Source organism: Arthrobacter sp. JUb115 (assembly GCF_004365035.1).
Classification (GTDB): Bacteria; Actinomycetota; Actinomycetes; order Actinomycetales; family Micrococcaceae; genus Glutamicibacter.
In genome coordinates this window covers 21,912-47,104 of sequence record NZ_SOBS01000008.1, presented here as the reverse complement: position 1 = coordinate 47,104, position 25,193 = coordinate 21,912, and the positions used below count along the sequence as shown (strand labels likewise).

Sequence of the window (25,193 nt, the reverse complement as noted above, 5' to 3'; positions counted from 1 at the left end):
CCGGCCAGCAGCGGATGCGCCAAGGCCAAGCAGCTCGGGGAGGATCCTCAACTCTAGAAGAGGCGTCCTGCCGAGTCGTCGACTCCGCGCATTGCGTCGTAATCCAAGGTGAGGCAGCGGATGCCGCGGTCCTCGGCCAAGGTGCGGGCCTGCGGCTTGATCTGCTGCGCGGCGAAAATGCCGGTAACCGGCTTGAGCAGGGGATCGCGGTTCAGAAGCTCCAGGTAGCGGGTCAGCTGTTCCACTCCGTCGATATCGCCACGGCGCTTGAGCTCCACGGCAACCGTGGCGCCCTTGGCATCACGGGCCAGGATATCCACCGGGCCGATGGCGGTCATGTATTCACGGCGGATCAGCTGGTGGCCGGTGCCGAGCAACTCGATCTGCTCGGCCAGCAGGCGCTGCAGGTCGGCTTCGACGCCATCCTTGATCAGCCCCGGATCGGTGCCCAGGATGTGGGCCGAGTCGTGCTCGAAGCTATGGAAGTGGATGGTCAGCTTGTCATCGGTCTTCGCGCTGGACACGGTCCAGGTAGCGGTGGCACCCAATGCCGCGGCGTCCTCATCCGGATCTGCCTCGCGCAGGATCAACGGCGGATTCATCCAGTTCAGCGGCTTGTAGCTGCCGCCGTCCGAGTGGATGAGTACCGAGCCGTCGGCCTTGACCATGATCAAGCGGGTCGCCAACGGAAGGTGGGCTCGAAGACGGCCCTCGTAATCAACTGAACACTTCGCTACCACTAAACGCACCCCACACACTTTACTAGCTGGTTGCGACTTGTGCCGGGAGATACGGCATGATTAAAGACATGCCACGTTCCAACCGCCCGCGCCGCTCCAAGAATTCCCGACCCGCCCAAGGCCGGAACTCCGGCTCCGGCTACGGTTCCGGGGATGAAGAGCAGGGCTACGGTTCGGGCCAGGAAGAGTGGATGCAGCGTGCCCGCTTCGGCGTGGTGCTGCGCCAGGATGCCCCCGACGGCCAATGGCATGTGCGCAAGATTGCGCCGATGAACGCCAACAAGCCCTATTCCTGCCCGGGGTGCCACCGTTCCATCGGAGTTGGAGTTGCCCATGTGGTCGCCTGGCGCGCGGACCACTGGTCGGGCGATGATGCCGCGGCCAACGCGCGCCGCCACTGGCATCCGCACTGCTGGGAAACCCGTTCCTACCGCTACTAGGCCAGCTGCCTAAAGGGCAGGTGCTAGCGGCGGTCCTGCCGGGCGATGAAGACTTCGCGCAGCAGGATCATGGCGCTGGCTGCCACCGGGATGGCCATGAGCGCACCGGTGACCCCGGCCAGGGTGCCGCCGGCAATCACCGAGATCACCGCGACCGCGCCGGGCACTGCCACCGCACGGCGCATGATGCGCGGCGAAACGAAATACGCCTCGACCTGCAGGTAGCCGAAGTAGCACACCGCGTAGATCAGGGCGGTCTGCCAGCCCAGTGACAATGTCACCAAGGTGACCAGCACGCCGGCAATCACCCCGCCGACCAATGGGATGAAGGCCAGCATCGCTACCAGCAAGGTGAGCAGCGCGGTGAATGGAACACCCAGGACGCTCATCAGCACCAGCGCCACCAGGCAGTTCAGTATGGCCACGGTGGCTTGGCCCATCACGTAATTGCCCACGGAGCGGGTAATGCGCACGGTCAATTCGGCCACGCGGTCGCGTTTGGAGCGCGGGGCCAGGCGCAGCGAGAAGCCCATCATCCCTGGCAGCGAAGCCAGGAAGTAGATGGCCAGCACCAGCACGATCAGCACGCCGAACATGGACTGGGCGACGGTCTGCGATACGCCCAGGACGCCGCCGAACACATTGGTCACCGCGCCCGAATCGCCAAAGAAACGGTCGACCTCGGTAGTGATGCGCTGGGATACCGCGTATTGCCGGTCGATTTCCCGGACCCAATCGCTATTGAGGAAATCATCCACGATTTCCGGCGCCCGCGTGATGAAGGCGGTGATCTGGTTGACCAGCGTAGGGATGATCAAGGCCATGAAGCCGCCGAAGATCGCCAGCAAGCTGACCATGGTCGCGGCCACAGCCAGCGGACGGGTCAATCCCTTGCGCATCATGAAGCGCACAATCGGATCAAGGCCCAGCGCGATGAACAGCGCAATGGCAATCCAGGTCATCAGCGAACCGACGTTGGTCAGCAGGTAGTAGCCGCCCAGGGCGATGCCCACGCCGATGGTGCCCAAGAAGCCCATGGAAATAGGGTGCAGCGCCGGAATCGGTTCCGGCGAGCCATCCAGCGGATGCTCCGGTTCCTCGCCCAGGGCCGCACTGCGCTGCGGGGTGTTGAGCATCTTGCCCACGCGTTCGGCGATCTTCTTGGACCAGCCCTCGCGGGACGCATTAGCCCCCGTCGGCGCAGCGCCCGGATAACGGGCCTGCGCGCCGGCGGCCGCAGGTGATTCCGGTTGGGAATTGCCCTCATGAGGCTGGGAATGCGCTGTGGATTCCGGGCCGGAGGTTGCAGGCCCGGAAGAGCGATCCGACGCGTCGGAACGCTGCTCGGGTACGTGCTTATCGCGATGCGGGTGCGGCTGATCAGGCTCCATGGGTCAGAGCATATCGCGCATCGGCCACTGTTAAGTGGTTCAAGACACCGTGCTGTTGCGTTGTTGAGCCAGTTCACAGGCGCGGATCGGAACCATGATCGGCCGCAACTCGTTAGACTTGTCAAAGAACAGCTGTGAGACGTAGGCGAATAGGTGAACTTGTGCGAAAAGTAATCTCCCTGATCGCGATGCTGCTGGGGGCCGCGGCCCTGGTAGTCGGCATCGGACAGAAGACCTTTTGGGCCCCGCCCGAAACGGTGACCGCGAGCATGCCGCAACTAGCTGATGAGGCACCGCTGACCCTGATTGAATCCTCGGTCAACGACCCCAAGCTGGACCCGGTGGAACTGGTGATCAAGTCGAAGGGTGAATTCACTGCTTCCTTGGGCCGCGACTATGACGTCGAGGCGTGGATCGGCGATGCATCGCATGTGTCGGTCACCGGCATCGACACCGAAAACCACAAGATGATCGCCGAGCACGCCAAGGGCAAGGCCGATGCGCCTAATCCCGCCGGTGATGACATCTTCTTCGACTCGCAGACCGCGGATCAGACCATGACCTACCGCTGGACCGCTCCGGATTCCGGCGACTGGTCCCTGCTGCTGGCCGCAGGCGGAAAGGATGCCGCTCCGGTGGATATCTCGGTAACCTACGCGAACGACGACGCCATGCCATTTGCCCTGCCGCTGATCATTGCCGGCTCGCTGCTGCTGGTCTTCGGACTGGCCCTGCTGGTCATGCGCCCGGGCAAGCCGAAGAGCGGGTCGAACACCCAGCACTCGGTCGCCGCCGTGGCCGTGGTGGCCCTGGCGATCTCCGGTGTTTCGCTGCCCATGGCGCCAAGCGACGAGTCCAGCGCCAAGCCTTCGGAATCCGAGCAGAAGTCGGAGGACGCCAAAGCGTCCGATGATGCCAAGGGCTCCGAGTCCGCCTCTTCCTCGGTTGAAGAAGTATCCAGCTTCCCGGTCATCACCGAAGAACAGCTCAAGCGCGTTCTGGCTGATGCCCAGAAGCAGGTAGCCAAGGCCGATGAGAAGAACGACGCCAAGGCCCTGGAACCACGCAGCGCCGGTGCGTTCAAGTACCTGCGCGACAAGCGCTACGACATGCTCAAGGAGAAGTTCGAGGTAGACAAGCCGATGGCGCTCACTACCCAGGTCATCCGCTCGGCCGCTGTGCCGAATGCGAATGAAGCCAAGTTCCCCCGCGTGATCTCGGTGGTGACCGCGAAGAACAATGATGCCGACACCCTGCCGCAGGCGCTGACCCTGGTGCAGGCCAACGCCCGCGATAACTTCAAGGTGGTCTTCGCCGGCCAGATGCTGCCGAACTCCACCTTCCCGGGCATCGCCGTTGGCGACCCGTCGACCAAGCAGCTGGCTGCCAACGCCGAGGGCCTGCAGATGACCCCGGAGAAGGCCCTGGAAGCATTGGGCAACGTGCTGACCGATGGCAAAGCCAAGGACAAGGACAAGTTTGCCGAATCGGACTTCATCAAGGCGGTGCACGCAGCCCAGAAGGATGAGTCCAAGGAAGCCAACGAGGCGGACGTCAAGTACAACCGCACGGTTACCAAGGGCGACACCAAGGTGGTTTCCACCCCGGATGGCGGAGCGATTGTTACCGGCAAGCTGAACAACAAGGCGCTCTTCGTGCGCACCGAAGACGCTGACCCGCTCAAGAGCACCGACAAGCTGACCGAACAGCTGCTGGGATCCAGCTCCTCGAACGGCGACGTGGAAAGCACCTACGCCGAACCAGTGATGTTCTACCTGCCAGCCGACGGTTCCAAGGACAAGATCCAGCTGATCTCTGCAAGCCAGATCCTGCTCGATGTGAAGGAAGTTGACTAACCCCCATGACTGATCAGAACATTCCCTCAACCCGCGGTGCGGTAGATCTCTCCGCCCTGGCCAGCCAAGGCCCGGAAGCTACCGGCAGCATGCCGGCTGGTCCGGCAAGCTGGACCACCAATCTGGATGAGGCTGCGTTCCAGCAGTTCGTCGGCATGTCCCAGCAGGTACCTGCCATCGTTTCCCTCGGCTCGCCTCGCGTGCAGGTCTCGGCAGACCTGGATGCGACGCTGCGCAAGCTGGTGGATGCCAAGGGCGGCAAATTCATCCTCGGCCTGGTGGATGCAGAAACCTACCCGCAGATCGCCCAGGCCTTCCAGGCGCAGCAGATCCCGATGGTGGTTGCGCTGATCAAGGGCCAGCCGGTGCCGCTGTTCCAGGGGCCCGCCGATGAACAGCAGATTGTCCAGGTTTTCGCACAGCTTGAACAGCTCGCAGTCCAGCAGGGCATGAGCGGTACCGCCCCGGCATTCTCCGGGCAGGCCGGCGAGCCTGAACCAGAGCTGCCGCCGCTGCACCAGAAGGCCGTGGACGCCATCGATGCCGGGGACTACGCCGCCGCCGAGGCCGCCTACCTGGAAGCGTTGAACGAGAAGCCGAACGACAAGGACGCGCAGATCGGCGTGTACCAGGTTCGCCTGCTCTCGCGCACGCACAACCTGGATCTGAACAAGTCCCGCGAGCAAGCCGCGCAGAACCCTGAAGACGTCGCGGCGCAGCTGGATGTAGCAGATCTGGACGTGGTGGGAGGACATGTCGAAGATGCCTTCGCCCGGCTGGTTTCGCTGATCTCCCGCCTGGCTGATGAGGACCGCGAGCGGGTACGCCGTCGCCTGATTGAGCTCTATGCGGTGATCGGCAACAGCGATCCACGCGTAGCTGCCTCGCGTCAGAAACTGGCACGCGTACTCTTCTAGGCTGACGTCCGGGGACTGGACCAAGCAGTTCAACCGCCGCGGCCCAGGGTTTTCCCCTGGGTCGCGGCGGTTGTCTTATCCCTGGGTTTAACTCCAAAGGATGATGCGTTCTGACTAGGGGCATTGCTAGTCTTAAGCTATGAATCAGATCGCACTGGACATTCGGGGTCTTGCCAAGCAATTCGGCGCCAAGATTGCCGTGAACAACGTCAGCCTGCAAGTTCCTGCGGGTTCCTTCTACGGTCTTGTCGGACCCAATGGTGCCGGCAAGACCACCATGCTTTCCATGGCCACTGGATTGCTGCGTCCGGATTCAGGCCAAGCGCTGGTCAACGGCGTGGATATCTGGGCTGATCCGCAAGCGGCCAAGGCCACCTTGGGGGTCCTGGCTGATGGCGTGCGCCAGTTTGACCGGCTGACCGGCCGCCAGCTGGTGACCTACTCGGGATTGCTGCGCGGCATGGAACGCGCAGAAGTTGCCCAGCGTACCGAAGACTTGCTGCGCGTGATGGATTTGCTCGATGACGGCGACAAGCTGGTCGTGGATTACTCGGCCGGCATGACCAAGAAGATTTCCTTGGCTACCGCGATGATCCACTCGCCAAAGCTCTTGGTTCTGGACGAGCCGTTCGAGGCGGTGGACCCGGTATCGGCGGCGAATATCCGCGACATCCTGAATAACTACGTTGAATTCGGCGGCACCGTCATCGTTTCCTCGCATGTGATGGACCTCGTCCAGCGCATGTGCACGCATGTCGCGGTCATTTCCGATGGCATGCTCAAGGCGCAGGGCACCGTGGATGAAGTCCGCGGCGGCATGAGCCTGGAAGATCGCTTCGTCGATCTGGTGGGCGGCCGCGCCAATAATGAGGGGCTGTCATGGTTGCGCACGTCCTAAGCCTGAAACTGCGCTTGCTCGCCAACGGCTTCAAGCGCTCCGTCGGCCAACTCATTGGCGTCATCATCGGTGGCCTGTACGCACTGGGCATGATCACCATGCTGACCTTGGCCATGTGGTTTACCGCCGGCGATATTCCTTTCCAGGGTGAAATCTTCACCCTGATCGGCTCGGCCGTGGTGCTGGGCTGGGCCATTATCCCGCCGTTGCTGACCGGTGTTGACCTCACCCTGGAGCCTTCACGCTTTGTCCACTTCGGGATTCCGGAAAAGACCTTGGGGCCAGCGCTGGTGCTGGCTGGCTTCATCTCGATTCCCGCGGTGCTGACCATTGCGGGCCTGCTCGGCGCCTCGCTGATGTGGCGCTTCGATGCGGGCGCGCTCATGCTTGCCCTGCTGGCAGCGGTGGCGACCGCGGTAATGGCGATTCTGCTTTGCCAGTATCTGGTGATCATGGCGACCGCGCTTCGGGCCAAGCGCCGATTCCGTGAATTGACCTTCGTCCTGCTGTTCGTGGTGCTCATCGCCTTGGGGCCGATCGTGACTTCGGCATTGTCTGCCGCACAGAGCATGAGCGACTGGATCCAGCCGATTGCCGCGGTCTTGGGCTACACCCCGTTGGGTGCCTTTGCCGCGATTCCCGGGGCCTTTGCCTCGGAGCTGTACGGCCAGATGGCGATCCACTTGGCGCTGGGCTTGCTCTACCTTGGCGGACTCTACCTCCTGCTGGCTCGGGCTACCGCGAAAGCCACGGTGACCCCGCCGCCAGAGCAGCGCGCTGCTACGGCCAAGGGACTGGGCTTCTTCAAGCTGATGCCGGCCACGCCAACGGGCGCCGTGGCTGCCCGCGCACTGACCTACTGGTTCAAGGATCCGCGCTATGCCATTGGCGTGCTCATTGTGCCGATGCTGCCGTTGCTCTTCTGGTTCACCGGCAACCAGACCGGCAGCTACGTGATGATGTTCCTGCTGGGCCCGTTGATCGGCATCTTGATGGGCTTCTCCATCTCAGCCGATATTTCCTATGACAACACCGCCTTCGCGCTGCACGCGCTGACCGGCATTTCCGGACGTGCTGATCGTGCAGGGCGAGTGCTGTCCTGTTTCCTGATTGCCATCGTTCCGGTCCTGGCGGCAGCCATTTTGCCGGGCCTCATCTCCGGTGCGCTGTGGCGCATCCCGGGAGACCTGGGCCTGTCACTGGCTGGGCTGCTCATCGCGTTGGGCGTCGCGTCGGTGTCCTCGGCCCGCTACACCTATTCGGTGCCGCTGCCGGGTGATAACCCGATGAAGACCCCTCCGGGCAATGGCATGCGCATTGCGCTGACCCAGCTGGGAATCATGCTTGCCATGGGCCTCCTGCTGATTCCGGTGCTCATTCCCTACATCATCGGCTGGGTGAAGCAGTCGCAGTCCTTCGGCTTCATCACCTTGGGCGCGGGCCTGGTCGTGGGTATCGGACTGATGCTCGGTGGCATTGCCCTCGGTGGCAAATGGTACGAAAAGCGCACTCCTGAGCTGATGCAGTCGGTCATCCTCAATAAGTAGGCGCAGAAGCCGAATTGCTGCCTTCGGCCGTCTAGCGGGAAGCTGTTTTCCGCTAGGCGGCCTTTTGCCTGTCTTGGGTGCAAGGAGGTTCACAGGATATTGATCGGGTCGCGCCCAATTGTCGCAATATCGACTTCCAAGGGCGCCGCAACGCATCGCAAGACCACTGAAAAAAGGTTGTTGACTTGCATAGAGGAGGAATTTGATGGGGCGGCCTAGTGCAGCGCGGCAAAGTCAATGTGGACAAGCTCCCATGCTTGCCACGCGGACAGCAGTGGCAATCCGTATTAGACTTGGAGGCATGGTGGAACAGTCTGAAGAAACCCGCGGTGGCACTGCCACGATTGAACGTACCGAGACAACCCAGAGTGTCGAGGCCGGAGATCATGAGCGTTTTGCTCACTACGTGCAGAAGGAAAAGATCATGGAGTCGGCAATGACCGGCGACCCAGTGATCGCTCTGTGCGGCAAGGTCTGGACGCCAGGCCGAGATCCGCAGAAGTTCCCGGTATGCCCCGAGTGCAAGGAAGTCTACGACTCCATGATGGGGTAGTGCTGCGAATGAACTAGCACTACTTCACACAATGCACGCGGCCGGGAAAAGGTAAATGACCGAGACACTTTTTGATTTTGGCGACAAGCTTCCACTCGAAGACAAGCTGCCGGTAGCGTACCCGGAACGTGCGGCTTGGGGAACTGGGCCGAAGCTGCGTGCCTGGCAGGCCGAGGCCTTGGCTCTGTATTTCGACACGGAGCCCAAGGACTTCATGGCCGTGGCGACCCCTGGCGCGGGTAAGACCACCTTCGCGCTGCGCCTGGCTAAAGTGCTGATCGACTCGGGCAAGATCAACCGCATGATCGTTGTCGCGCCCACCGACCACCTGAAAAAGCAGTGGGCGGATGCGGCGGCGCGTGTGGGCATCGCACTGGACCCGAACTACAAGAACTCCGACGGCCGGCACGGCTCGCACTACATGGGCGTGGTGGTGACCTATGCCCAGGTCTCGCTGAAGCCCGCGGTGCACCGCGCGAAAACCGAAGATGCCCGCACCCTGGTGATCATGGATGAGGTCCACCACGCCGGCGATGCCCTGTCCTGGGGCGATGGCATTCGTGAAGCATTCGAACCGGCCACCCGGCGGCTTGCCCTGACCGGTACCCCGTTCCGTTCCGATGCGGCCCCGATTCCTTTCGTGCAGTATGTGGACGAGGGCGATGGCATTCGCCGTTCCAAGGCGGACTACACCTACGGCTACGGCAGCGCCCTGGCTGACCACGTGGTCCGTCCGGTGCTGTTCATGGCCTATTCGGGCAATATGCGCTGGCGTACTTCCGGCGGCGAGGAGATGGAAGCAAACCTCGGCGGAGGCTTCACCAAGGATGTCACCGCCCATGCCTGGCGCACCGCGCTGGATCCGCACGGCGACTGGATCCCGTCGGTGCTGCAGGCCGCTGACCGGCGGCTCTCGGAGGTCCGCCGCACCGTGAAGGACGCCGGCGGCCTGATCATCGCCACCGACCACGAGGACGCGCGCGGCTACGCGGCCCAGCTCGAAGCAATCTGCGGCGAGAAGGTCACCACGATTCTTTCCGATGACCCCAAGGCATCGCAGAAGATCGATGATTTCTCCGAATCCGACGCGCGCTGGATGGTTGCGGTGCGCATGGTGTCCGAAGGCGTGGACGTTCCGCGTCTGTGCGTGGGCGTTTATGCGACGTCCACCTCCACTCCGTTGTTCTTCGCCCAGGCGGTCGGCCGCTTCGTGCGTAGCCGCAAGCGCGGCGAGGTAGCTTCGGTCTTCCTGCCCTCGGTGCCGATCCTGATGGCCTTGGCCAACGAGATGGAAGTCGAACGCGACCACGCCTTGGACCGTGAAGGTTCTAAGGACGAGGACGGGCTGGACGATTCTCTGCTGGAAGCGGCGAACAAGGAAGACAAGGCCAGCGACGATCTGACGCGCAACAAGTTCGAGGCGCTGAACTCGCAGGCCTCCTTTGACCGCGTGCTCTTCGACGGCGGCGAATTCGGTACCGGTGCCGACATCGGCAGTGAAGAAGAACTCGGCTTCCTGGGCATCCCTGGCCTGCTGGATACCGAACAGGTTTCCGAGCTGCTGCGCAAGCAGCAGAACAAGCAGATTTCCAAGGGCGGCACCAAGCCCGAGCCGGTCTCCGACCACCGCCGCATGATGGAACTGCGCACCAAGCTGTCGAAGAATGTCTCGGCATGGGCTGCCCGCACCGGCACCCCGCACGGGCAGATCCACAACAAGCTGCGCAGCGTCTGCGGTGGACCTGCGGTGCCTCAGGCTACAGCTGATCAGCTGCAGGCGCGTATCGACAAGCTGCAGGACTGGTTCGTCGGACGAAAGTAGCGCTGGCGGCGTTAGCGGCGTAAGGACACTTAGTTGGATTTAGATTCAACAGGAGATTGTTCAATTCTCCAAGACCACATATCAGTTCTCGTCGCTTCGCTAGCGATATTGTGTTCTCACGTCTTCTCGTCGTGCGGGGAGACTGATTCCGGGAGTAATTAGTCTCCCTGGTCAATACGTCTTATTCGTCGTTAGAACTCAAAATTGTATATATTGGACAGTATCAAACAACGGTCAAGCTGAATTGAGCCCCGCATGTATTGGGAAATATCGAACTTCAAGGGTTTGGCTAAGGCCAACATTGATTTGAAACCAGGCTCTACAACTCTTATTACAGGCGTTAATAGTAGTGGGAAGTCATCGCTGATTCAGTCGCTGCTGATGACAGCGCAAAGCCTGTATCGAACTGGACCAGTCGTTCTCAACGGATCATTGACACGTCTCGGTAAACCTTCGGAGCTCGTACGTGCAGATTCTCCTGGTAAGACTATGAGCCTAAAAATTGACCTTAACACCGATTTTTATGATTCTGAAGTTGAGTCCCCTGAGCAGGCCTTCGCGGAAATTCAACTAAGTTCAGACCAAAATCAGAGCAATCTTCAGGTCACGCGCATCATACTCACTGAACTATATGAAGATATAAGGCGACGGGACATTTTATTTGATTCTGCACATATAAAAAAGCAGACTCTCATTCGCTTAAAATCAATACTCCCTGATTTAGATGACTTTACGGCGCTACATCTAAAACAGGACTCCGAAACAGATGAAAAATCAAAACCAGCGGTATACCTAGTGCTTCAAGGCCTTATTGCTAAAAATATTGTAGTGCTGAGTAACGAGAAGACGATTTCATCGCGTTATTCGCGAGGCTTCCGCGATACGTTTGAAAACGATGCTTCTCAGGCATCTCACGAAGCGAGTCTGGCCCTATTGGATTCGCGGTACACATATGTGCGTGAAACAATCGATCTTTTAGAACAGTCTTTCCAAGAAGGCACTCCAGACGCCAAAAGATTGTTATCTTTGATGACGGAAGATTCCGAAATCCCCCATTTATTGATGGATCAGTTACTCAGGGGAAGCGGCGAAAATATTCCCGAGATCCTGAAGCAGACTATGGCTCAACGAGCCAAGAGGCCATATGTTGTTCTAGAGTTTCCGAGCCGATTTTCACGGAGAAAACGAGGTTTTTCTCCGACTGGAATTGTAGAAAAGTATTATACAGAGCTACTATCTACCGAATATTCTCTCATAGACGGAATGAGGGGATATCTGATGGAACTTGGAAAGAATCTCAATTACATTGGTCCATTGCGAGACGAACCTCGCGTGCTTTGGTCTCATTGGAATGAATTATCCCGAGGTCTGCCAGTCGGAGCTAAAGGCGAATATAGTGCGGCCGTGTTGAATAGGTTTGCGAACCGAAAAGTCACATATCGACAAACGCTTGATTCTTCCGTTAGAGAAGAACCCTTAAAAGACGCGATTAATTATTGGCTGAACAAGCTGGAAATCAGTGATGGAGCGACATCGAAATCACAAGGAAAACTCGGTGTAGGAATCGAAGTCGAAATTGACGGAGAGGGACGTGACCTGACATCGGTTGGAGTCGGAGTTAGTCAAGCACTTCCAATAATCATCGGGCTCCTCATGGCACCAAGGAGTGGAATTTTTATTGTTGAGCAGCCGGAATTGCATTTGCATCCTAATGCGCAAGCGTTATTGGCAGACTTCTTAATCACTTCCCGGCCGGATGTATCTGTGCTTGTGGAAACACATAGTGAAGCTATGATTACTCGGATTAGACGCAGGGTTGCAGAAGAGTCCCTATCCCCGGACGAGGTTGATATCGTCTTCATTGAATCTACTATTGCAGGCGGGGTCGGTAGGTCTCTCAGGGTTGGCTCGTACGGAGACTTATCTGAGTGGCCTAATGATTTCTTATCCGCTACCCAGGATGATATTCGCGCTATCATGAAGTCTAACTCTTCACGAATCAGAAAAAGTAAGTCGGAAAAGGTTAAATAATTGAGCACGCCAATTATTACTTTGCTCGACCCTGAATATTTGATCCCTAGTGCAGATAATCTCGGTTCAGTTGAATTTTGGAGTCGTTTATTTGAAATCGAAGCCAATTGTGACGCGAAAGTAGAATCCCAGTTGTATGCAGACTTTTGCGATCTGACTGAAACGCTGCAGGAGCAATACTTAGCGAATGATTTTCCGATGCAGGATTTCTGGACAATGATGGTAAGCCTATCCAGTCAACTCTTTGAAGTGGATATGAACGACTCGCTGGGGTGCGCAATTTCAGAGGTCGTGGAGTATTCGCCGCTGATGGGGGATCCATCCAACGTCGATCATATTCGCCGTTTGATTCACTCGACACAAGGTGATGAATACATTGCTCTCCTGTCTGATGCTGCATTTTGGAAAACTGAAAAGGATGTATTACGCTGCGAACACGGCTGTTCCGAGTCAACAAGTGTTTATTTAACAAATCTGAATGAGTTTAGTTCGAACTCTCCAGAGTCATTTATTTGGCGGAGAATAATTCTTGAAAATCCTGAAATGCTGTTTGATTATTACACTGAAGCATTTCCTGATCTAATGTTTTCAAAAAATATTTTCAATAATATTTCTGAAATTCCCGGAGATAAGCGAGAAATTGAATCAATGATTCTTGGTCATTTGGAAGTTCTTAATGACCATGTGGTGCGCATTTGGGAAGAGTCTGTAGACACTAAAGCTCGTGAAATAGCCTTGAATGGGCATGCGGTTGTGGCCTCCAGAGAGTCGCCGAGGACGCATAAAGATAAAGATGCCATGCGAGAGCGTAAAATCAAGATTTCTGATGTGGAATATGTGTGTGAATGGCATACCAAGTTATTCGCCACCGCAGGACGGATCTATTTTTACGTGGATAGTGGAAACGCGAGGGTTGTCGTAGGCAAAATTGTCCGCCATCTTAAATGAGAACAGGATCTCTCGAGATAATTTTCAATCAATATCGACAGGCCGACTCCTAGATGCTTTGTGCGTCCGTGTCTGCTTCAGATGTTCATCCAATGAAGAGTATCGTCACTCCAGCGGCGCGCAGCACTTCATGCACATCTGGCAGATTCTCCGGGGAGACTGCTGCGGTCAGCGGAGAAATGATGGTCGTGGTAAACCCTGCTTCAGCTGCATCGAAGGCGGTGGCCTTCACGCAATGATCGGCGGCGAGACCCACGACATCGACTGAGGTAACGCCCTTGGCCTTTAGCCAGGGGCCCAGCAGTTCTCCGCTTTCATCCGCCTTGTCAGCCATGGGATCCAGCACCCTGGCTTCGAAGCCCGAGTAGGCTGCGGCGAAGCGCCCCTTGGCGAAGTGCGCATCCACTGGCACCTCGGCAAGCTGCGGATGCAGCGCGGCGCCGGGTGTTCCAGCGACACAGTGCACCGGCCAGGAATCAATGAAGTCCGGGGTATCCGAGAAATGATCGCCTGGCTCGATGTGCCAGTCCTGGGTGGTGACGATTGCCGAGTAGGATTCTCGTCGTTCGGCAATGTCTGCGGCAATGGCCGTTGCGACGGCGTTGCCGCCGGTCACGGCCAGGGCTCCGCCTTCGCAGAAGTCGGGTTGGACATCAATGATCAACAGGGCTCTGCTCATCGCTGCCTCCTGGCTGGGGGAAATGTAGAGATTGGAAAACTGCGGACCGCAGGATCCTTGAATCTGGATCCTACGTCCCGCAGCTGGGATTTTCGTGTGTTCGACTAGTCCTGGATCATGACGGTTGGGATGACCGGTTCGCCACGCTGCATCTTGCGTGCCACGCCTGGCAGTTCCTGGACCGATGCGAAGTGGCGCTCGGTGGCGAGCTTGACGCCAGCTGCACCCACGTACGCCTGATCGATCTCGCCATGGCGCACCAACGGGACCACCAGATCCCGCTCGGGGCCGCCGGTGGTGTACTCGGAAGTGGAGACGATTTCAGCGACAGCGCGGTTGCGTTCATTGAGCTGGCGCACCGCGTACTTGCGCCCGCCCACGCTGGCCTTGTTCGCCGCGGCCTTGGCGACCGGAATCCATTGCCCCGAATCGTCTTGGCGGGCAACCAGCTTGTAAACCATCGACGCGGTCGGATGGCCGGAGCCGGTGACCAATGCCGTGCCGACGCCATAGGCGTCAACCGGGGCGCTGGCCAGGGCGGCGATCGCGTACTCGTCGAGGTCCGAGGTCACGGTGATCTTGGTGTTCCAGTTGCCCAGGTCATCAAGCAGCTCGCGAACCCAGCCTGCCTGCTGCACCAGGTCGCCCGAGTCCAGCCGGACTCCGCCTAGTTCCGGACCCGCAACTTCAACCGCGGTGCGTACGCCCTTCTCCACGTCGTAGGTATCCACCAGCAAGATGGTGTCCTTGCCCAGCGAGGCAACCTGCGCTTCGAAGGCGGCGCGCTCGGTGTCGTGAAGCAGGGTGAACGAGTGGGCCGAAGTGCCAACGGTCTTCAAGCCATAGCGGGCACCGGCTTCCAAATTGGACGTTGAAGTGAATCCGGCAATCATGGCGGCCCGCGCGGCAGCCACTGCTGATTCCTCATGGGTGCGGCGCGAGCCCATCTCGATGCATGGGCGTTCGCCGGCCGAGGCGATCATTCGCGATGCCGCCGAAGCGATGGCCGAATCATGGTTCATGACCGAGAGCAGGAAAGTCTCGATAACGCAGGCTTCAGCGAAAGTCGACTCCACGGTCAGCAGCGGCGAATTCGGGAAGTACAACTCGCCCTCGGCGTAGCCGGAGATGCTGCCGGTGAAGCGGAAGTTCTCCAGGTACTTGATGGTTTCCGCGTTGACTACCTTGTTGTCGCTGAGGAAACGCAGCTGTTCGTCATCGAAGCGGAAGTTTGCCAACCCTTCGAGCACGCGACCAGTACCTGCGACCACGCCATAGCGCCGGCCCTCGGGCAAGCGGCGAGCAAATGCCTCGAAGACAGACGGGCGGTGAGCTGCACCGGATCCCAGCGCTGCTTGGAGCATGGTCAGCTCATAGTGGTCGGTGAAGAGACTGGTGCGCATGTGACGCTCCTGATGATCGGAAAAGGCCTTATACGGTGCTGCTTGGGAAAGCAGACCGGTTTTACTGTATAACGGCTCACGCTCAAGGTGATATTTGCCGTGTCCGGTGTTGCGTTCAGCTTCCAAGCGTAAAATGGAAGCCATGACCGCAATGCCCGATGTACTTTCCGAATTTGAAACCCTGGTATCCCAAGACAAGCCCTGGCGCTTGGTCGTGTGGAATGATCCAGTGAACTTGATGAGCTACGTATCCTACGTGTTCCGTTCCTACTTTGGTTTCAGCGCGGAAAAAGCCGAGAAGCTCATGCTGCAGGTGCACCATGACGGCTTCTGCACGGTGCGCAGCGGCAGCCGCGAAGCTATCGAATCCGATGTGCAGGCAATGCACGGATTCGGCCTGAACGCAACGATGACCCAGGGAGCCTGAACGTGGCGAAGGCCTTCAAGAACGGTTCCAAGGGCATTACCGGAACACTGCACTCCGCAGAACGAAAACTGATCCGCGAACTCTTCGGCGATGTCATTGGAATGCTCGAGGAGCGTGCGCAGCTGCACCAGTTGCCCGAAGATATTGATCCGCTCTACGCCCTGACCGGCATGCGGCCCGAGGCCATGGACCTGCCGCCGGTTTCCGATCCAGCGCTGGCCAGGCTGCTGCCGGATGCCAGCGATGACGCAGTGGCCGCCGCGGAGCATCGCCGGCTGACCGAAGCCGACCTGATCGCGCAAAAGGTTGGCCGCCTGCGTGAGGCCCAGATGCTGCTGGACACCGAAAAGCTGGTCTTGGACAAGGACACCGCGACGCGTTTTGCCCAAGCGCTGAACGACGTGCGCCTGGTGCTCGCAGAGCGCCTGGAAATCCGCAGTGAAGAGGATTCGGCCCGGGTCGCAGAGGTGCTCGATGCATCCGAGGTGAACACCCCGGAAGAATACATGTCCTTGGTGTACAACCTGATTTCATGGGTACTCGATACCCTGATGGCTGCACTGATGGATGCGGAGTTCTAATCCATGAATTCCTACTTTGCTACCGGGCAGGTCTCGGCCCCGGAGGCCAATACCCCCATCGGCATTTTCGACTCGGGCGTTGGCGGGCTGACCGTGGCCCGCGCGATCATTGACCAGCTGCCGGGCGAATCGCTGATCTACGTGGGGGACACCGCCAACTCTCCCTATGGCCCGCTGCCCATTGCCCAGGTTCGGGCCAATGCGCTGGGGGTGATGGATGAGCTGGTCGATGGTGGCGTGAAGCTGCTGGTGATTGCCTGCAATTCGGCCTCTGCCGCAGTGCTGCGCGATGCTCGCGAGCGCTATACCGCGCGCTATGGCATCCCGGTCGTCGAGGTCATCCAGCCGGCGGTGCGCCGTGCGGTAGCCGGCACGAAGAATGGCAAGATCGGCATCATCGGCACTCAGGCGACTGTTGGTTCACGCGCCTACGAGGACGCCTTTGCGGCCGCGCCGAACTTGCAGGTCTCCACCGTGGCCTGCCCGCGCTTCGTGGAGTTCGTGGAGTCCGGCATTACCGCCGGTGCCGAGCTGCTGGAGATCGCGCAGGAATACTTGGCGCCGCTGCAGGCCGCCGAGGTAGACACCCTGGTTCTGGGATGCACGCACTATCCGTTGCTGACCGGCGTGATCTCCTATGTCATGGGCGATTCGGTCAGCTTGGTTTCGAGTGCCGAGGAAACGGCAAAGGACGTTTTCCGCGCGTTGACCCGCCATGCACTGGTGCGCAACGACGGCGCCGCGGCGCGTCATGAGTTCCTAGCCACAGGCAACGCTGATAGCTTTGGTGTACTGGCTCGCCGATTCCTCGGACCCGAGGTGCTGCAGGTGCGCCACGTGGACCATGTAGCCGCCCACTATCCGACCGGAGCTATTTCGCGGATTACCCCGCAGATGATTGCCGCGTCGAAAGCGAGTAACGAATGAAGCTGACCATCATTGGATGCACCGGGTCATTCCCAGGGCCGGGATCGCCCGCTTCCTGCTACCTGGTGTCGGCCTTTGATGGCACGCGCGACTGGAAGATCCTGCTGGATCTGGGTTCCGGTGCATTGGGCGTGCTTCAGCGTTACACCGATCTAAAAGACATTGACGGGATCATGATTTCCCATCTGCATCCTGATCACTGCATGGACCTTTGCGGTTTGCATGTGGCGATTCGCTGGGATCCGACGGGCTGGGGCCGGGACCGGATGCTGGTGCACGGTCCGGAAGATACCGCCGAACGCATCGAAACGGCCTACTCCCTGCCCGATGGCGACACCATGGCCAAGGACTACGACTTCCAGGTCTGGAAATCCTTGCAGCCGGTGAACATCGGTCCCTTCACCATCACGCCCTACCCGGTGCGCCACCCGATCAAGGAAGCCTATGCGCTGCGCGTGGAAGCGCACGAGCCGGGCCCCGACGGCGAGCTGCTAACCAGCGTGCTGACCTATTCCGGAGACACCGACAGCTGCGATGGCCTGGTTGAGGCCGCCCGCGGCGCGGACATGTTCCTGTGCGAAGCGGCCTTCGAAGAGGGCCGCGATGACCATATCGACGGCGTGCACCTGACAGGCAAGCGTGCTGGCGAAATGGCGACCGCGGCCGGTGCCGAGCGCATGCTGCTGACGCACATTCCGGTCTGGACCGACATCAACAAGGTGGTCGAGGAAGCCAAGGAAACCTACGACGGCGGGATCGCTGTTGCGGTTTCCGGGGTGACTTACGGCGTGTACTCCGGCAGCCTGAAGGAAGACAAGGACCCGGCCCTGTTCAAGGGGGAGCGCGGTACCGACTACCTGAAGACCCGTACCGGCACCATGCCGACCATCAAGTACGAGAAGACCCGAAAGTTCCCCTTGCTCAAACGCAAGAAGTAGGCACGCGGAACCGGGAAAAGCACTGGCGGACAGGAAGGAATATCCTCTCCGCCGGTGCTTTTCGCGTTCCCGGAAGAAGCCTAGCCGGCGCCGTGCTTAGCGCCCCATGGCTTGTCGTATTTGCTGGCCAGTCGGGTCAGGGCCAATGCGGCGACCAGCAGTCCCACGTCGCGCAGGGCGACATCGAGGAAGACGCCCATCGAGACCAGATTGACGATGATGCCCAGCAGCCACAGTGACAGCACATAGCTCGCGTAGCGCGGCTTGATGATCATCGATGCGGCGGCAACCAGTTCCACCACGCCAACGAAATGCATGGCGGTTTGCGCGGAGAACGGCACGATGGCAATGATCCACGGGGCCAGGTATTCCGGCCAGTAGGCCATCACATTCGCGAACTTGTCCAGTCCCATCAGCAGGGGCAGGACGACAAATCCAATGCGCAGGATCCAGAATGCGCTCAACGACGGGTCGGTGTTGACTCGTGCAGCTGTTGTTGCCCGTATGTGCGAGACCGGATGCTTCTCGCTCCATGAGGCGCTCATGGCGATCACCCTCCAAAGGTTTGAACGTATACCCAGAATTCGCCTCTCGGGCCTATTTGTCAAGATCCATTGTTGATAGAATTCTGGCATGTCGACAAAACTGAGCTTGCAACAAGATGCGGTCCTCAAATCGCTCAACGATCCGGTTCGGCGGCGACTGTTCGAATTCATTTCGCAAAGCCCGCAACCGGCGGGACGCGACGCGGCATCCAAGGCCGCAGGAATCAGCCGGACCCTGGCCGCCTACCATCTGGACCGGCTGGCAAGCGCAGGATTGCTGGCGGTGACTTTCGCACGGCCGGAGGGCAAAAACGGACCGGGGGCCGGGCGCACCGCGAAACTTTACGCGCTCGCCCAAGAAGAAGTCGCCGTGAGCTTGCCAGCGCGCAATTACCGCCTCTTGGGCAGCTTGCTGGCCAACGCGGCCAGTGCCGATGCCTCGGGGGTCGTGCTCCAGGCGCTGCGTCAGGCGGCACGAGGCGAGGGGCAGAATCTTGGGCAGGCCGGTGACGGGCTCGTGCCGCTGCTGGACGAGCTGGGCTATGCGCCTGAAGCAGACGAGCGAGGAGAGATCTCCATGGGGAACTGCCCCTTCCATCTGGTCGCGCAGCAGCAGACCGAACTGGTCTGCTCCATGAACTATGAACTGGTTTCAGGCGTCTTGGAGGGGTGCCAGTTGGATTGCAGCCGGGCCGAGCTGAGCCCGCGTCCCGGGCGATGCTGCGTTGTGGTGCATCCGCAGTAGCTGCCAAGGATGCGCCACGAGGTGCATTTCACCGTAACTCGCGGGTTCACCCGTGCAGATCGCGCGGTGCGCGTGGTTAGGATGGAAGCATGACTTTACGCGCTGACGGCCGAGGAGCCGCGCAACTTCGAGACATTACCATCACCCGTGGCTGGTCCGATCAGGCCGAAGGCTCGGCGCTGATCGAATTCGGCAACACCCGCGTGCTGTGCACCGCGTCCTTCACCGAGGGCGTGCCGCGCTGGCTCAAGGGCGAGGGCACCGGCTGGGTCACCGCTGAATACGCGATGCTCCCACGTGCTACCAACACCCGCAACTCCCGCGAATCGGTCAGGGGCAAGCTCTCGGGCCGCACCCATGAGATTTCCCGCCTGATCGGCCGCTCGCTGCGTGCCGTCGTGGACACCAAGGCCCTGGGCGAAAACACCATCGTGCTGGACTGCGACGTCCTGCAGGCCGATGGCGGCACCCGCACTGCGGCGATCACCGGCGCCTACGTGGCACTGGCAGAAGCAATTTCCTGGGCCCGTTCGCAGGGCATCGTGAAGGCCAACGCCAAGGTGCTCACCGACTCGGTCGCCGCGATCTCGGTGGGCATCATCGATGGCACCCCGATGCTGGACCTGCCCTACGAGGAAGATGTTCGCGCCGAGACCGACATGAACGTCGTGGTCACCGGATCCGGCGACTTCGTCGAGGTCCAGGGCACCGCCGAAGGGGTTCCATTCAAGCGCGAGGAGCTGGATGCCCTGCTGGACTTGGCCCTTGGCGGTACCAACGAGCTGGCCGAGATCCAGCGTGAAACCCTGAGCAGCACAAAATGAGCAAGCCGGTACTGGTGCTTGCCTCGCGCAACCAGGGCAAGCTGCGCGAATTGCGCGAATTGCTGCGCGGGCAGGTGCCGGGCTTGGATGTTGACAGCCAGGTCATCGACGCCGCCACCGCTGGGGCTGCCGATCCGGTTGAAGACCAGGTCACCTTCCAGGGCAATGCGCTGAAAAAGGCCCGCGAGATCTCGGCATCCACCGGCCTGGTGGCGCTGGCCGATGATTCCGGCTTGAGCGTGGATGTGCTCGGGGGAGCACCGGGAATCTTCTCGGCCCGCTGGTCCGGGGTGCACGGCAATGACGAAGCGAATATCGATCTGCTGCTCGGCCAGCTCGGCGATATTGCAGCCGAGCACCGCGCAGCGCAGTTCGTCTGCGCCGCGGCACTGGCTACCCCAGAGGGTGCCGAGCACGTGGAACTGGGCAAGGTCGAGGGCGTGCTGCGCACCGAGCGTGCCGGCGAGCATGGTTTCGGCTATGATCCGATCTTCGAACCTGCCGGCGCCGGCAAGTCCATGGCCCAGCACACTCCGGAGGAAAAGAACGCGATCTCGCACCGGGCTCGCGCCTTCGCCGCATTGCTGCCCAGCATCATCGACGAGGTCGCCAAGGCCTTGGCCAAGTAGCCTCCAAATCCCGGATAGAACAAGAACGCCAGCAAATCCTGAAACGGATTTGCTGGCGTTCTTGCGCTAGTGCGGGAAGTTCTCGCCGAATCGTGCCAGGGCCAGGTAAGGCCGCTCGTCGAACTCGGTCACCAGGTATTGGGTTTCGCATGCGCGGCACTGCCACTGTGCGGGAGGCCCCACAGGCATCATGCAGCCAGCGGTGACGTACTCGTCGTCATCGGGCATGAAGCTTGGCATTCCCCAGATGATCTTCAGCGGATTGCGTTCCCCGCATTCCGGGCAGGCAGGCTTCGCGAACTTCCGAAGCTGTTCCAGAGTTGGCTGATGGGCCATGTCGTGGCAGCAGCGGCAAAGCAGCACCACCTCATCGGCATGGTCCTGGATCTCCCAACGCAGGCCGTTGTGATGGCTCTGCGGCAGATGGACCTCGGGCCTGGCAGAAATATCCCGATCGCAGATTTCGCAAGCAAGCGGTTCGTACGGTGAAGCCTTCTGGAGGATGGCCACAACGCCCAGCACCTCATTGGCCTTCGCGGGCTGCGAGGGAGTGCAAGGGCCGGCGGTGACGAATATCGGGCGGGGGCGTTCGAGCAGATCCCCGATGCTGCCCAGAAGCTTCTGGGCAAGGGAATCTGCCAAATACTGCGAGCGTCCTGGAAGTTCTGCGCCGATCATGGACTCGAGCTCAGCCACGGAGATCGGGTCGGTGAAGGTCGCCAAATTGGTGAAGGTGAGCCGCTCCGCCTCATCCGCTTCGGTGATTTCAAGGCTGGCAATCAACGCTGGAGTGCCCTCCAATGCCGTCAGGACGAGATCGCCTGCCCGCAGGGGTTCCTCCAAATTCCAGCGGAATGCCTCGTTCTCCTGCCCCAGAGCCGCCGCGGAAGCCAGTGCATTTGCCTGGCGGCACCAATATACCAGCTGGCCCTTCGTGCCGGTGAGCAGTGCGCGATTCAATGCCGCTTGGTTCGGGCGGCGCAAGGGGTAGTCCAGGATATTGCGGCCGGGACGCTGCATGGTGCCAGCGCGCGAGTCCTGGATTCTGGCGATCAGCTCGCGCCGGGTAGCGCGGGCCATTTCTTCACCGGTGGATTCGGGGAAAAGCACCTTGTACAGCCCGAGCAGGATCTGGCGATCCAATGCTCCGAGAAGCGGATCCGGAGCCTCAAGGCGATTGAAAAGTTCTTGCATGGTCCCTCCCATAAAGGCCTGCAATCCGTGGATTGCGGTCATTGCCAAGCGTGCGATCACTATTTTCCCGGACCAGATACTGCAAATTATTCGAAGCCATTGCCAGCCCTTCCCGGTTTCGGGTTGCGCCATGCGTTGTCTCGGTCTGCAGCTCCATTTCCGTGCTCACCACGGTGAACGCACCATCTCCAGTGCCCGTTCCAGGCCGCCCCGTCGACAGTTCCCAGCATAGATAGCAAGGCGGACAGTTTGGGGTACCGGTTATTCCGTGGACATTTTGCCGCCCCGCTATTGCACAGAACCGAACTAGGTTCTATGGTTAGTTACATGAGTAACTAACCCACTAACTAACCTAGTGGAAATGAGCACGGAGAGGAGCCAGCATGATTGATGATTCAAAACCGATCTTCTTGCAGATTGCTGAGCTGATTGAGAACGACATCATCTCTGGTGTTCTTGCAGAAGAAGCGCAAGTTCCATCAACCAATGAATTCGCAGCGTTTTACCGGATCAATCCGGCCACAGCCGCCAAGGGAATCAACCGGCTCGTGGAAGACGGACTGCTCTACAAGAAGCGGGGGATCGGCATGTTCGTCACCGAAGGTGCACCGCGGCGGCTGCGAGAACAGCGCCGCGAGAAATTCCAACAGCAATTCATCACCCCATTGACCGCAGAAGCCTCCAAGCTGGGCATTGGCCTGGATGAGCTGGTCGCCATGATCAAGACCGGTTCGGATTCTTGAAACATCTCTACTAAGCAGGGAGGAACGACATGCCACGAACGACAGCAATCGCCACACGCGAGCTGAGCAAGACCTACAAGGACGTGCGAGCGCTCGACAACGTCAGCCTGGAACTGGAACCCGACCGGATCTACGGGCTGCTTGGACGAAACGGGGCCGGCAAGACCACGCTCATGTCCATCCTGACCGGGCAGAACTATGCGGACCAAGGCACCGCCGAAATCTTCGGCCACGCCCCGTTCGAGCATGATCCGACGCTCTCGCGCATCTGCTTCATCCGCGAATCCCAGAAGTATCCCGATGACTTCAAGGTCCATCAGGCCTTCAAGTCCGCAGCCCTGTTCTTCGAGAACTGGGATGAGGAACTGGCCCAGGATCTCGTCGAGGCGTTCGCGCTGCCGACCAGGCGCAGGATCAAGAAGCTCTCCCGCGGACAGCTGTCCGCGGTGGGCGTGATCATCGGCATGGCCTCGCGGGCGGACATCACGTTCTTCGATGAACCCTACCTCGGCCTGGACGCGGTAGCGCGGCAGATCTTCTATGACCGCCTCGTCGAAGACTTCGCGGAATATCCACGCACCATCGTGCTCTCCAGCCACCTGATCGATGAAGTCGCCAATCTGCTCGAACACGTCATCGTGATCGACAAGGGGCGAATCGTCATCGATTCGGATGCCGAAGAACTGCGCGGCACTGCGGTGACGGTGACTGGCGAGGACGCCAAGGTCCAGGAATTCATCGGCTCCGCGCAGGTAATCCATCGCGATGCACTCGGTGCCCTGGCCAGCGTCACCATCAAAGCCAAGCTGGATTCGGACCAGCGCGAACAAGCGAAGCTCATGGGCCTGGACCTGAGTCCGGTTTCGCTGCAGCAACTGGTAGTCCGCAGCGCCTTGAGCAGCACCACCGAAACAGGGGTCGACGAACGGACGGAGGCAAGAAAATGAATCGCATCATCAAAGTCGCCCGCATGCAACTGATCAACAAAGCCACCTTCATTGGAATCCCGCTGATGATCCTGGGCGCATCGTTCCTCTTCACACTGGCCATCTGGTGGCTGGTCCGGCGCAACGGCAGCGACGAAGGGCTGTACAGCGGCGGCGCCCAAGCGCCGATGTGGTACTTCCTGGCCCTGGGTATCCAGGCGCTGACGTTGACCTTCCCGTTCTCCATGGCCATGAGCATTTCCCGGCGTACCTTCTATCTGGGCACCGTGGCACTGTTCTCGGTCTGCGCACTGGTTCTGTCGGTGTTCTACTACCTGATTGGATTGCTGGAAGTCGCCACCGGTGGATGGGGCATGGGCGGCCAGTTCTTCGCCCTGCAATGGATTGCGGATAACAACTGGCTGGTCCAGATCCTGTTCTACTTCGTGCTGATGGTGCTGCTGTTCATGGTCGGCTTCCTGATAGCGACCATCTACATGAGGTGGCGCACCACGGGCATGGTGGCTTTCTTCACCTTGCTGGGTGTGGTGGTGCTGGGAATCATCGCCCTGTTCACCTTCGGCAATTACTGGGACCAGTTCTGGAGCTGGGCCTTGACCTGGACCGCCGCGGGAATCACGCTGTGGGGCGGCCTGGTTGCCCTGCTGATGGCAGGCGGATCCTACCTCACCTTGCGCAAGGCAACCGCCTAGCTCGGGTCGGAAATGCAGGGCATATGGGCACCGGTTCCCTTCCCCTTGGGGAAGCGGACCGGTGCCTGCTTTTGCAAGAAGGCACCCAGCGGCCCGGGACCGCGATTTGCTATTCTTCAATGACTGGCGGTGAAGGCGCTGGGTCGCCGGTGCCGCGGCGGCAGGGAAGCAACCCAGGAGAGAAATCATGAGCACCTCGCCGACCGGAATTCGAACCGCAGACGGAGCGCTGGAATTGCGCCGCGAGTTCACCCAATCCCCGAGCAGGATCTGGCGCTATCTGGCTGACTCCCAGTGCTTGGCGCTCTGGTATGGCCCATGGCACGGGGACCCGGAGCGCGGCGCGGTGGACGTAGTGATGCTGCTCGAGGACGGTTCACCCACCGAACGAGTCGAAATCCTGCGTTGCGATCCGCGTATGCACCACCTGCAGGTGCAACTTGGAACAGGCCCCTCGGCCTGGCAGCTGGAGTTCGCGGTGCAGTCCTGCGGCGAGGGCAGTTCCCTGGTCTTCCGGATGCCGGGACTCGACCCGCAGCTCGCCGGCTCCGTCGGGCCGGGCTGGGACTACTACCTGGACCGCCTGGCAGCCGTGGTGAACGGAGCCGACGCCGCCAGCGTGGACTTCGAGGCCGATTACTATCCGGCGCTCAGCGAGCATTACGAGGAGCTGTTCGGGCACTGAGTTCCCTGCTTGCGGGGTTCGACTCGCTCAATGCAGCCGGCTGCCAATTGTGAGATGCCCTGCCTTGCGCCCAAGCCAGGCAGGCCGCCGA

25 protein-coding genes and 1 pseudogene are annotated in these 25,193 nt (G+C 59.9%); 20 read left to right on the top strand and 6 right to left on the bottom strand.

All coding sequences use genetic code 11. The features are described from left to right. Positions 1–53 precede the first annotated feature (53 nt). Positions 54–749 carry an endonuclease NucS gene (nucS, locus tag EDF61_RS13805; protein ID WP_133834455.1) on the bottom strand — a complete coding sequence of 232 codons (696 nt, stop codon included), beginning with the start codon at positions 747–749 and terminating at the stop codon, positions 54–56. Between the two features lie 59 nt (positions 750–808). On the opposite strand from nucS, the gene EDF61_RS13800 reads away from it, so the two are divergent. Further along, positions 809–1,180, top strand: a complete 372-nt coding sequence (locus EDF61_RS13800) for an Rv1322 family protein (protein ID WP_105658418.1) — start codon at positions 809–811, stop codon at positions 1,178–1,180. Positions 1,181–1,203: 23 nt separating this feature from the next. On the opposite strand, the gene EDF61_RS13795 is transcribed toward EDF61_RS13800, so the two are convergent. Continuing rightward, positions 1,204–2,571 carry an AI-2E family transporter gene (locus EDF61_RS13795; protein ID WP_133834454.1) on the bottom strand — a complete coding sequence of 456 codons (1,368 nt, stop codon included), beginning with the start codon at positions 2,569–2,571 and terminating at the stop codon, positions 1,204–1,206. A 161-nt stretch (positions 2,572–2,732) separates the two neighbouring features. Between EDF61_RS13795 and EDF61_RS13790 the strand changes: the two genes are divergently transcribed. The 8 genes from EDF61_RS13790 to EDF61_RS13755 all read left to right on the top strand — a co-directional run bounded on the left by EDF61_RS13790 (position 2,733) and on the right by EDF61_RS13755 (position 13,143). Further along, positions 2,733–4,427, top strand: coding sequence for a hypothetical protein (locus EDF61_RS13790; protein ID WP_133834453.1), 1,695 nt, complete (start codon positions 2,733–2,735; stop codon positions 4,425–4,427). A 5-nt stretch (positions 4,428–4,432) separates the two neighbouring features. Further along, positions 4,433–5,344 carry a co-chaperone YbbN gene (locus tag EDF61_RS13785; RefSeq protein WP_133834452.1) on the top strand — a complete coding sequence of 304 codons (912 nt, stop codon included), beginning with the start codon at positions 4,433–4,435 and terminating at the stop codon, positions 5,342–5,344. A 139-nt stretch (positions 5,345–5,483) separates the two neighbouring features. Continuing rightward, positions 5,484–6,242: an ABC transporter ATP-binding protein gene (locus EDF61_RS13780; RefSeq protein WP_105658422.1), complete on the top strand. Its 759-nt coding sequence runs from the start codon at positions 5,484–5,486 to the stop codon at positions 6,240–6,242. Beyond that, positions 6,224–7,789, top strand: a complete 1,566-nt coding sequence (locus EDF61_RS13775) for a transporter (RefSeq protein ID WP_133834451.1) — start codon at positions 6,224–6,226, stop codon at positions 7,787–7,789. The genes EDF61_RS13780 and EDF61_RS13775 overlap by 19 nt, the downstream gene beginning before the upstream one ends. Before the next feature lie 301 nt (positions 7,790–8,090). Beyond that, complete coding sequence (locus EDF61_RS13770) at positions 8,091–8,342, top strand: DUF3039 domain-containing protein (RefSeq protein ID WP_105658424.1); 252 nt, start codon at positions 8,091–8,093, stop codon at positions 8,340–8,342. Positions 8,343–8,397: 55 nt separating this feature from the next. Further along, the gene (locus tag EDF61_RS13765; RefSeq protein ID WP_133834450.1) at positions 8,398–10,164 is read left to right on the top strand and encodes a DEAD/DEAH box helicase; all 1,767 of its coding nucleotides are present in this window, start codon (positions 8,398–8,400) and stop codon (positions 10,162–10,164) included. A gap of 255 nt (positions 10,165–10,419) precedes the next feature. After that, the gene (locus EDF61_RS13760) at positions 10,420–12,195 is read left to right on the top strand and encodes an AAA family ATPase (protein ID WP_133834449.1); all 1,776 of its coding nucleotides are present in this window, start codon (positions 10,420–10,422) and stop codon (positions 12,193–12,195) included. Then, positions 12,196–13,143 carry a hypothetical protein gene (locus EDF61_RS13755; protein WP_133834448.1) on the top strand — a complete coding sequence of 316 codons (948 nt, stop codon included), beginning with the start codon at positions 12,196–12,198 and terminating at the stop codon, positions 13,141–13,143. An 85-nt stretch (positions 13,144–13,228) separates the two neighbouring features. Here EDF61_RS13755 and EDF61_RS13750 read toward each other — a convergent pair whose 3' ends face one another. Beyond that, a complete protein-coding gene (locus EDF61_RS13750; RefSeq protein WP_133834447.1) occupies positions 13,229–13,822 on the bottom strand; it encodes an isochorismatase family protein in 594 nt (197 codons plus the stop codon). Between the two features lie 104 nt (positions 13,823–13,926). Beyond that, positions 13,927–15,225 (bottom strand): nicotinate phosphoribosyltransferase, encoded by a 1,299-nt coding sequence (locus tag EDF61_RS13745; RefSeq protein ID WP_105662594.1) that lies wholly within the window; start codon positions 15,223–15,225, stop codon positions 13,927–13,929. A 142-nt stretch (positions 15,226–15,367) separates the two neighbouring features. On the opposite strand from EDF61_RS13745, the gene clpS reads away from it, so the two are divergent. The 4 genes and pseudogenes from clpS to EDF61_RS13725 all read left to right on the top strand — a co-directional run. After that, positions 15,368–15,652, top strand: a complete 285-nt coding sequence (clpS, locus tag EDF61_RS13740) for an ATP-dependent Clp protease adapter ClpS (RefSeq protein ID WP_105658428.1) — start codon at positions 15,368–15,370, stop codon at positions 15,650–15,652. A gap of 2 nt (positions 15,653–15,654) precedes the next feature. Then, positions 15,655–16,233: a DUF2017 domain-containing protein gene (locus EDF61_RS13735; protein ID WP_133834446.1), complete on the top strand. Its 579-nt coding sequence runs from the start codon at positions 15,655–15,657 to the stop codon at positions 16,231–16,233. Positions 16,234–16,236: 3 nt separating this feature from the next. After that, positions 16,237–17,160: a glutamate racemase gene (murI, locus tag EDF61_RS13730; RefSeq protein ID WP_133834445.1), complete on the top strand. Its 924-nt coding sequence runs from the start codon at positions 16,237–16,239 to the stop codon at positions 17,158–17,160. Further along, positions 17,157–17,951, top strand: a pseudogene (locus EDF61_RS13725) (MBL fold metallo-hydrolase); the annotation flags it as partial. The gene murI and the pseudogene EDF61_RS13725, both read left to right, overlap by 4 nt. 227 nt (positions 17,952–18,178) lie before the next feature. Here EDF61_RS13725 and EDF61_RS13720 read toward each other — a convergent pair. Further along, positions 18,179–18,643, bottom strand: coding sequence for a hypothetical protein (locus tag EDF61_RS13720; protein WP_286172256.1), 465 nt, complete (start codon positions 18,641–18,643; stop codon positions 18,179–18,181). 88 nt (positions 18,644–18,731) lie between these two features. On the opposite strand from EDF61_RS13720, the gene EDF61_RS13715 reads away from it, so the two are divergent. The 3 genes from EDF61_RS13715 to rdgB all read left to right on the top strand — a co-directional run bounded on the left by EDF61_RS13715 (position 18,732) and on the right by rdgB (position 20,841). Then, a complete protein-coding gene (locus EDF61_RS13715) occupies positions 18,732–19,388 on the top strand; it encodes a helix-turn-helix transcriptional regulator (RefSeq protein WP_133834444.1) in 657 nt (218 codons plus the stop codon). Positions 19,389–19,477: 89 nt separating this feature from the next. After that, entirely contained in the window at positions 19,478–20,212 is a 735-nt protein-coding gene (gene rph / locus EDF61_RS13710; protein ID WP_133834443.1) for a ribonuclease PH, read from the top strand. Beyond that, positions 20,209–20,841, top strand: a complete 633-nt coding sequence (gene rdgB / locus EDF61_RS13705; protein WP_133834442.1) for an RdgB/HAM1 family non-canonical purine NTP pyrophosphatase — start codon at positions 20,209–20,211, stop codon at positions 20,839–20,841. The genes rph and rdgB overlap by 4 nt, the downstream gene beginning before the upstream one ends. A 66-nt stretch (positions 20,842–20,907) precedes the next feature. Here rdgB and EDF61_RS13700 read toward each other — a convergent pair whose 3' ends face one another. After that, positions 20,908–22,035, bottom strand: coding sequence for a hypothetical protein (locus tag EDF61_RS13700; RefSeq protein ID WP_133834441.1), 1,128 nt, complete (start codon positions 22,033–22,035; stop codon positions 20,908–20,910). 383 nt (positions 22,036–22,418) lie between these two features. Between EDF61_RS13700 and EDF61_RS13695 the strand changes: the two genes are divergently transcribed. The 4 genes from EDF61_RS13695 (at position 22,419) to EDF61_RS13680 (ending at position 25,102) form a co-directional block, all read left to right on the top strand. Continuing rightward, positions 22,419–22,778 carry a GntR family transcriptional regulator gene (locus tag EDF61_RS13695; protein ID WP_181148913.1) on the top strand — a complete coding sequence of 120 codons (360 nt, stop codon included), beginning with the start codon at positions 22,419–22,421 and terminating at the stop codon, positions 22,776–22,778. 29 nt (positions 22,779–22,807) lie between these two features. After that, positions 22,808–23,725, top strand: a complete 918-nt coding sequence (locus EDF61_RS13690; protein WP_133834440.1) for an ABC transporter ATP-binding protein — start codon at positions 22,808–22,810, stop codon at positions 23,723–23,725. Beyond that, positions 23,722–24,417, top strand: a complete 696-nt coding sequence (locus tag EDF61_RS13685) for a hypothetical protein (RefSeq protein ID WP_133834439.1) — start codon at positions 23,722–23,724, stop codon at positions 24,415–24,417. The genes EDF61_RS13690 and EDF61_RS13685 overlap by 4 nt, the downstream gene beginning before the upstream one ends. A 187-nt stretch (positions 24,418–24,604) precedes the next feature. After that, entirely contained in the window at positions 24,605–25,102 is a 498-nt protein-coding gene (locus EDF61_RS13680) for an SRPBCC family protein (protein WP_133834438.1), read from the top strand. The last annotated feature ends 91 nt before the right edge of the window (positions 25,103–25,193 follow it).

Bases quoted from the DNA above. Each gene is read 5' to 3' on its own strand.
- EDF61_RS13695 (WP_181148913.1), top strand. From the start codon at position 22,419: ATGATTGATGATTCAAAACCGATCTTCTTGCAGATTGCTGAGCTGATT.
- EDF61_RS13690 (WP_133834440.1), top strand. From the start codon at position 22,808: ATGCCACGAACGACAGCAATCGCCACACGCGAGCTGAGCAAGACCTAC.
- EDF61_RS13720 (WP_286172256.1), bottom strand. From the start codon at position 18,643: ATGAGCGCCTCATGGAGCGAGAAGCATCCGGTCTCGCACATACGGGCA.
- clpS (WP_105658428.1), top strand. From the start codon at position 15,368: ATGACCGCAATGCCCGATGTACTTTCCGAATTTGAAACCCTGGTATCC.
- EDF61_RS13745 (WP_105662594.1), bottom strand. From the start codon at position 15,225: ATGCGCACCAGTCTCTTCACCGACCACTATGAGCTGACCATGCTCCAA.
- EDF61_RS13770 (WP_105658424.1), top strand. From the start codon at position 8,091: ATGGTGGAACAGTCTGAAGAAACCCGCGGTGGCACTGCCACGATTGAA.
- EDF61_RS13700 (WP_133834441.1), bottom strand. From the start codon at position 22,035: ATGCAAGAACTTTTCAATCGCCTTGAGGCTCCGGATCCGCTTCTCGGA.
- rph (WP_133834443.1), top strand. From the start codon at position 19,478: ATGACTTTACGCGCTGACGGCCGAGGAGCCGCGCAACTTCGAGACATT.
- rdgB (WP_133834442.1), top strand. From the start codon at position 20,209: ATGAGCAAGCCGGTACTGGTGCTTGCCTCGCGCAACCAGGGCAAGCTG.
- EDF61_RS13800 (WP_105658418.1), top strand. From the start codon at position 809: ATGCCACGTTCCAACCGCCCGCGCCGCTCCAAGAATTCCCGACCCGCC.
- EDF61_RS13780 (WP_105658422.1), top strand. From the start codon at position 5,484: ATGAATCAGATCGCACTGGACATTCGGGGTCTTGCCAAGCAATTCGGC.
- EDF61_RS13715 (WP_133834444.1), top strand. From the start codon at position 18,732: ATGTCGACAAAACTGAGCTTGCAACAAGATGCGGTCCTCAAATCGCTC.
- EDF61_RS13760 (WP_133834449.1), top strand. From the start codon at position 10,420: ATGTATTGGGAAATATCGAACTTCAAGGGTTTGGCTAAGGCCAACATT.
- murI (WP_133834445.1), top strand. From the start codon at position 16,237: ATGAATTCCTACTTTGCTACCGGGCAGGTCTCGGCCCCGGAGGCCAAT.
- EDF61_RS13795 (WP_133834454.1), bottom strand. From the start codon at position 2,571: ATGGAGCCTGATCAGCCGCACCCGCATCGCGATAAGCACGTACCCGAG.
- EDF61_RS13680 (WP_133834438.1), top strand. From the start codon at position 24,605: ATGAGCACCTCGCCGACCGGAATTCGAACCGCAGACGGAGCGCTGGAA.
- EDF61_RS13775 (WP_133834451.1), top strand. From the start codon at position 6,224: ATGGTTGCGCACGTCCTAAGCCTGAAACTGCGCTTGCTCGCCAACGGC.
- EDF61_RS13785 (WP_133834452.1), top strand. From the start codon at position 4,433: ATGACTGATCAGAACATTCCCTCAACCCGCGGTGCGGTAGATCTCTCC.
- EDF61_RS13685 (WP_133834439.1), top strand. From the start codon at position 23,722: ATGAATCGCATCATCAAAGTCGCCCGCATGCAACTGATCAACAAAGCC.
- EDF61_RS13750 (WP_133834447.1), bottom strand. From the start codon at position 13,822: ATGAGCAGAGCCCTGTTGATCATTGATGTCCAACCCGACTTCTGCGAA.
- EDF61_RS13765 (WP_133834450.1), top strand. From the start codon at position 8,398: ATGACCGAGACACTTTTTGATTTTGGCGACAAGCTTCCACTCGAAGAC.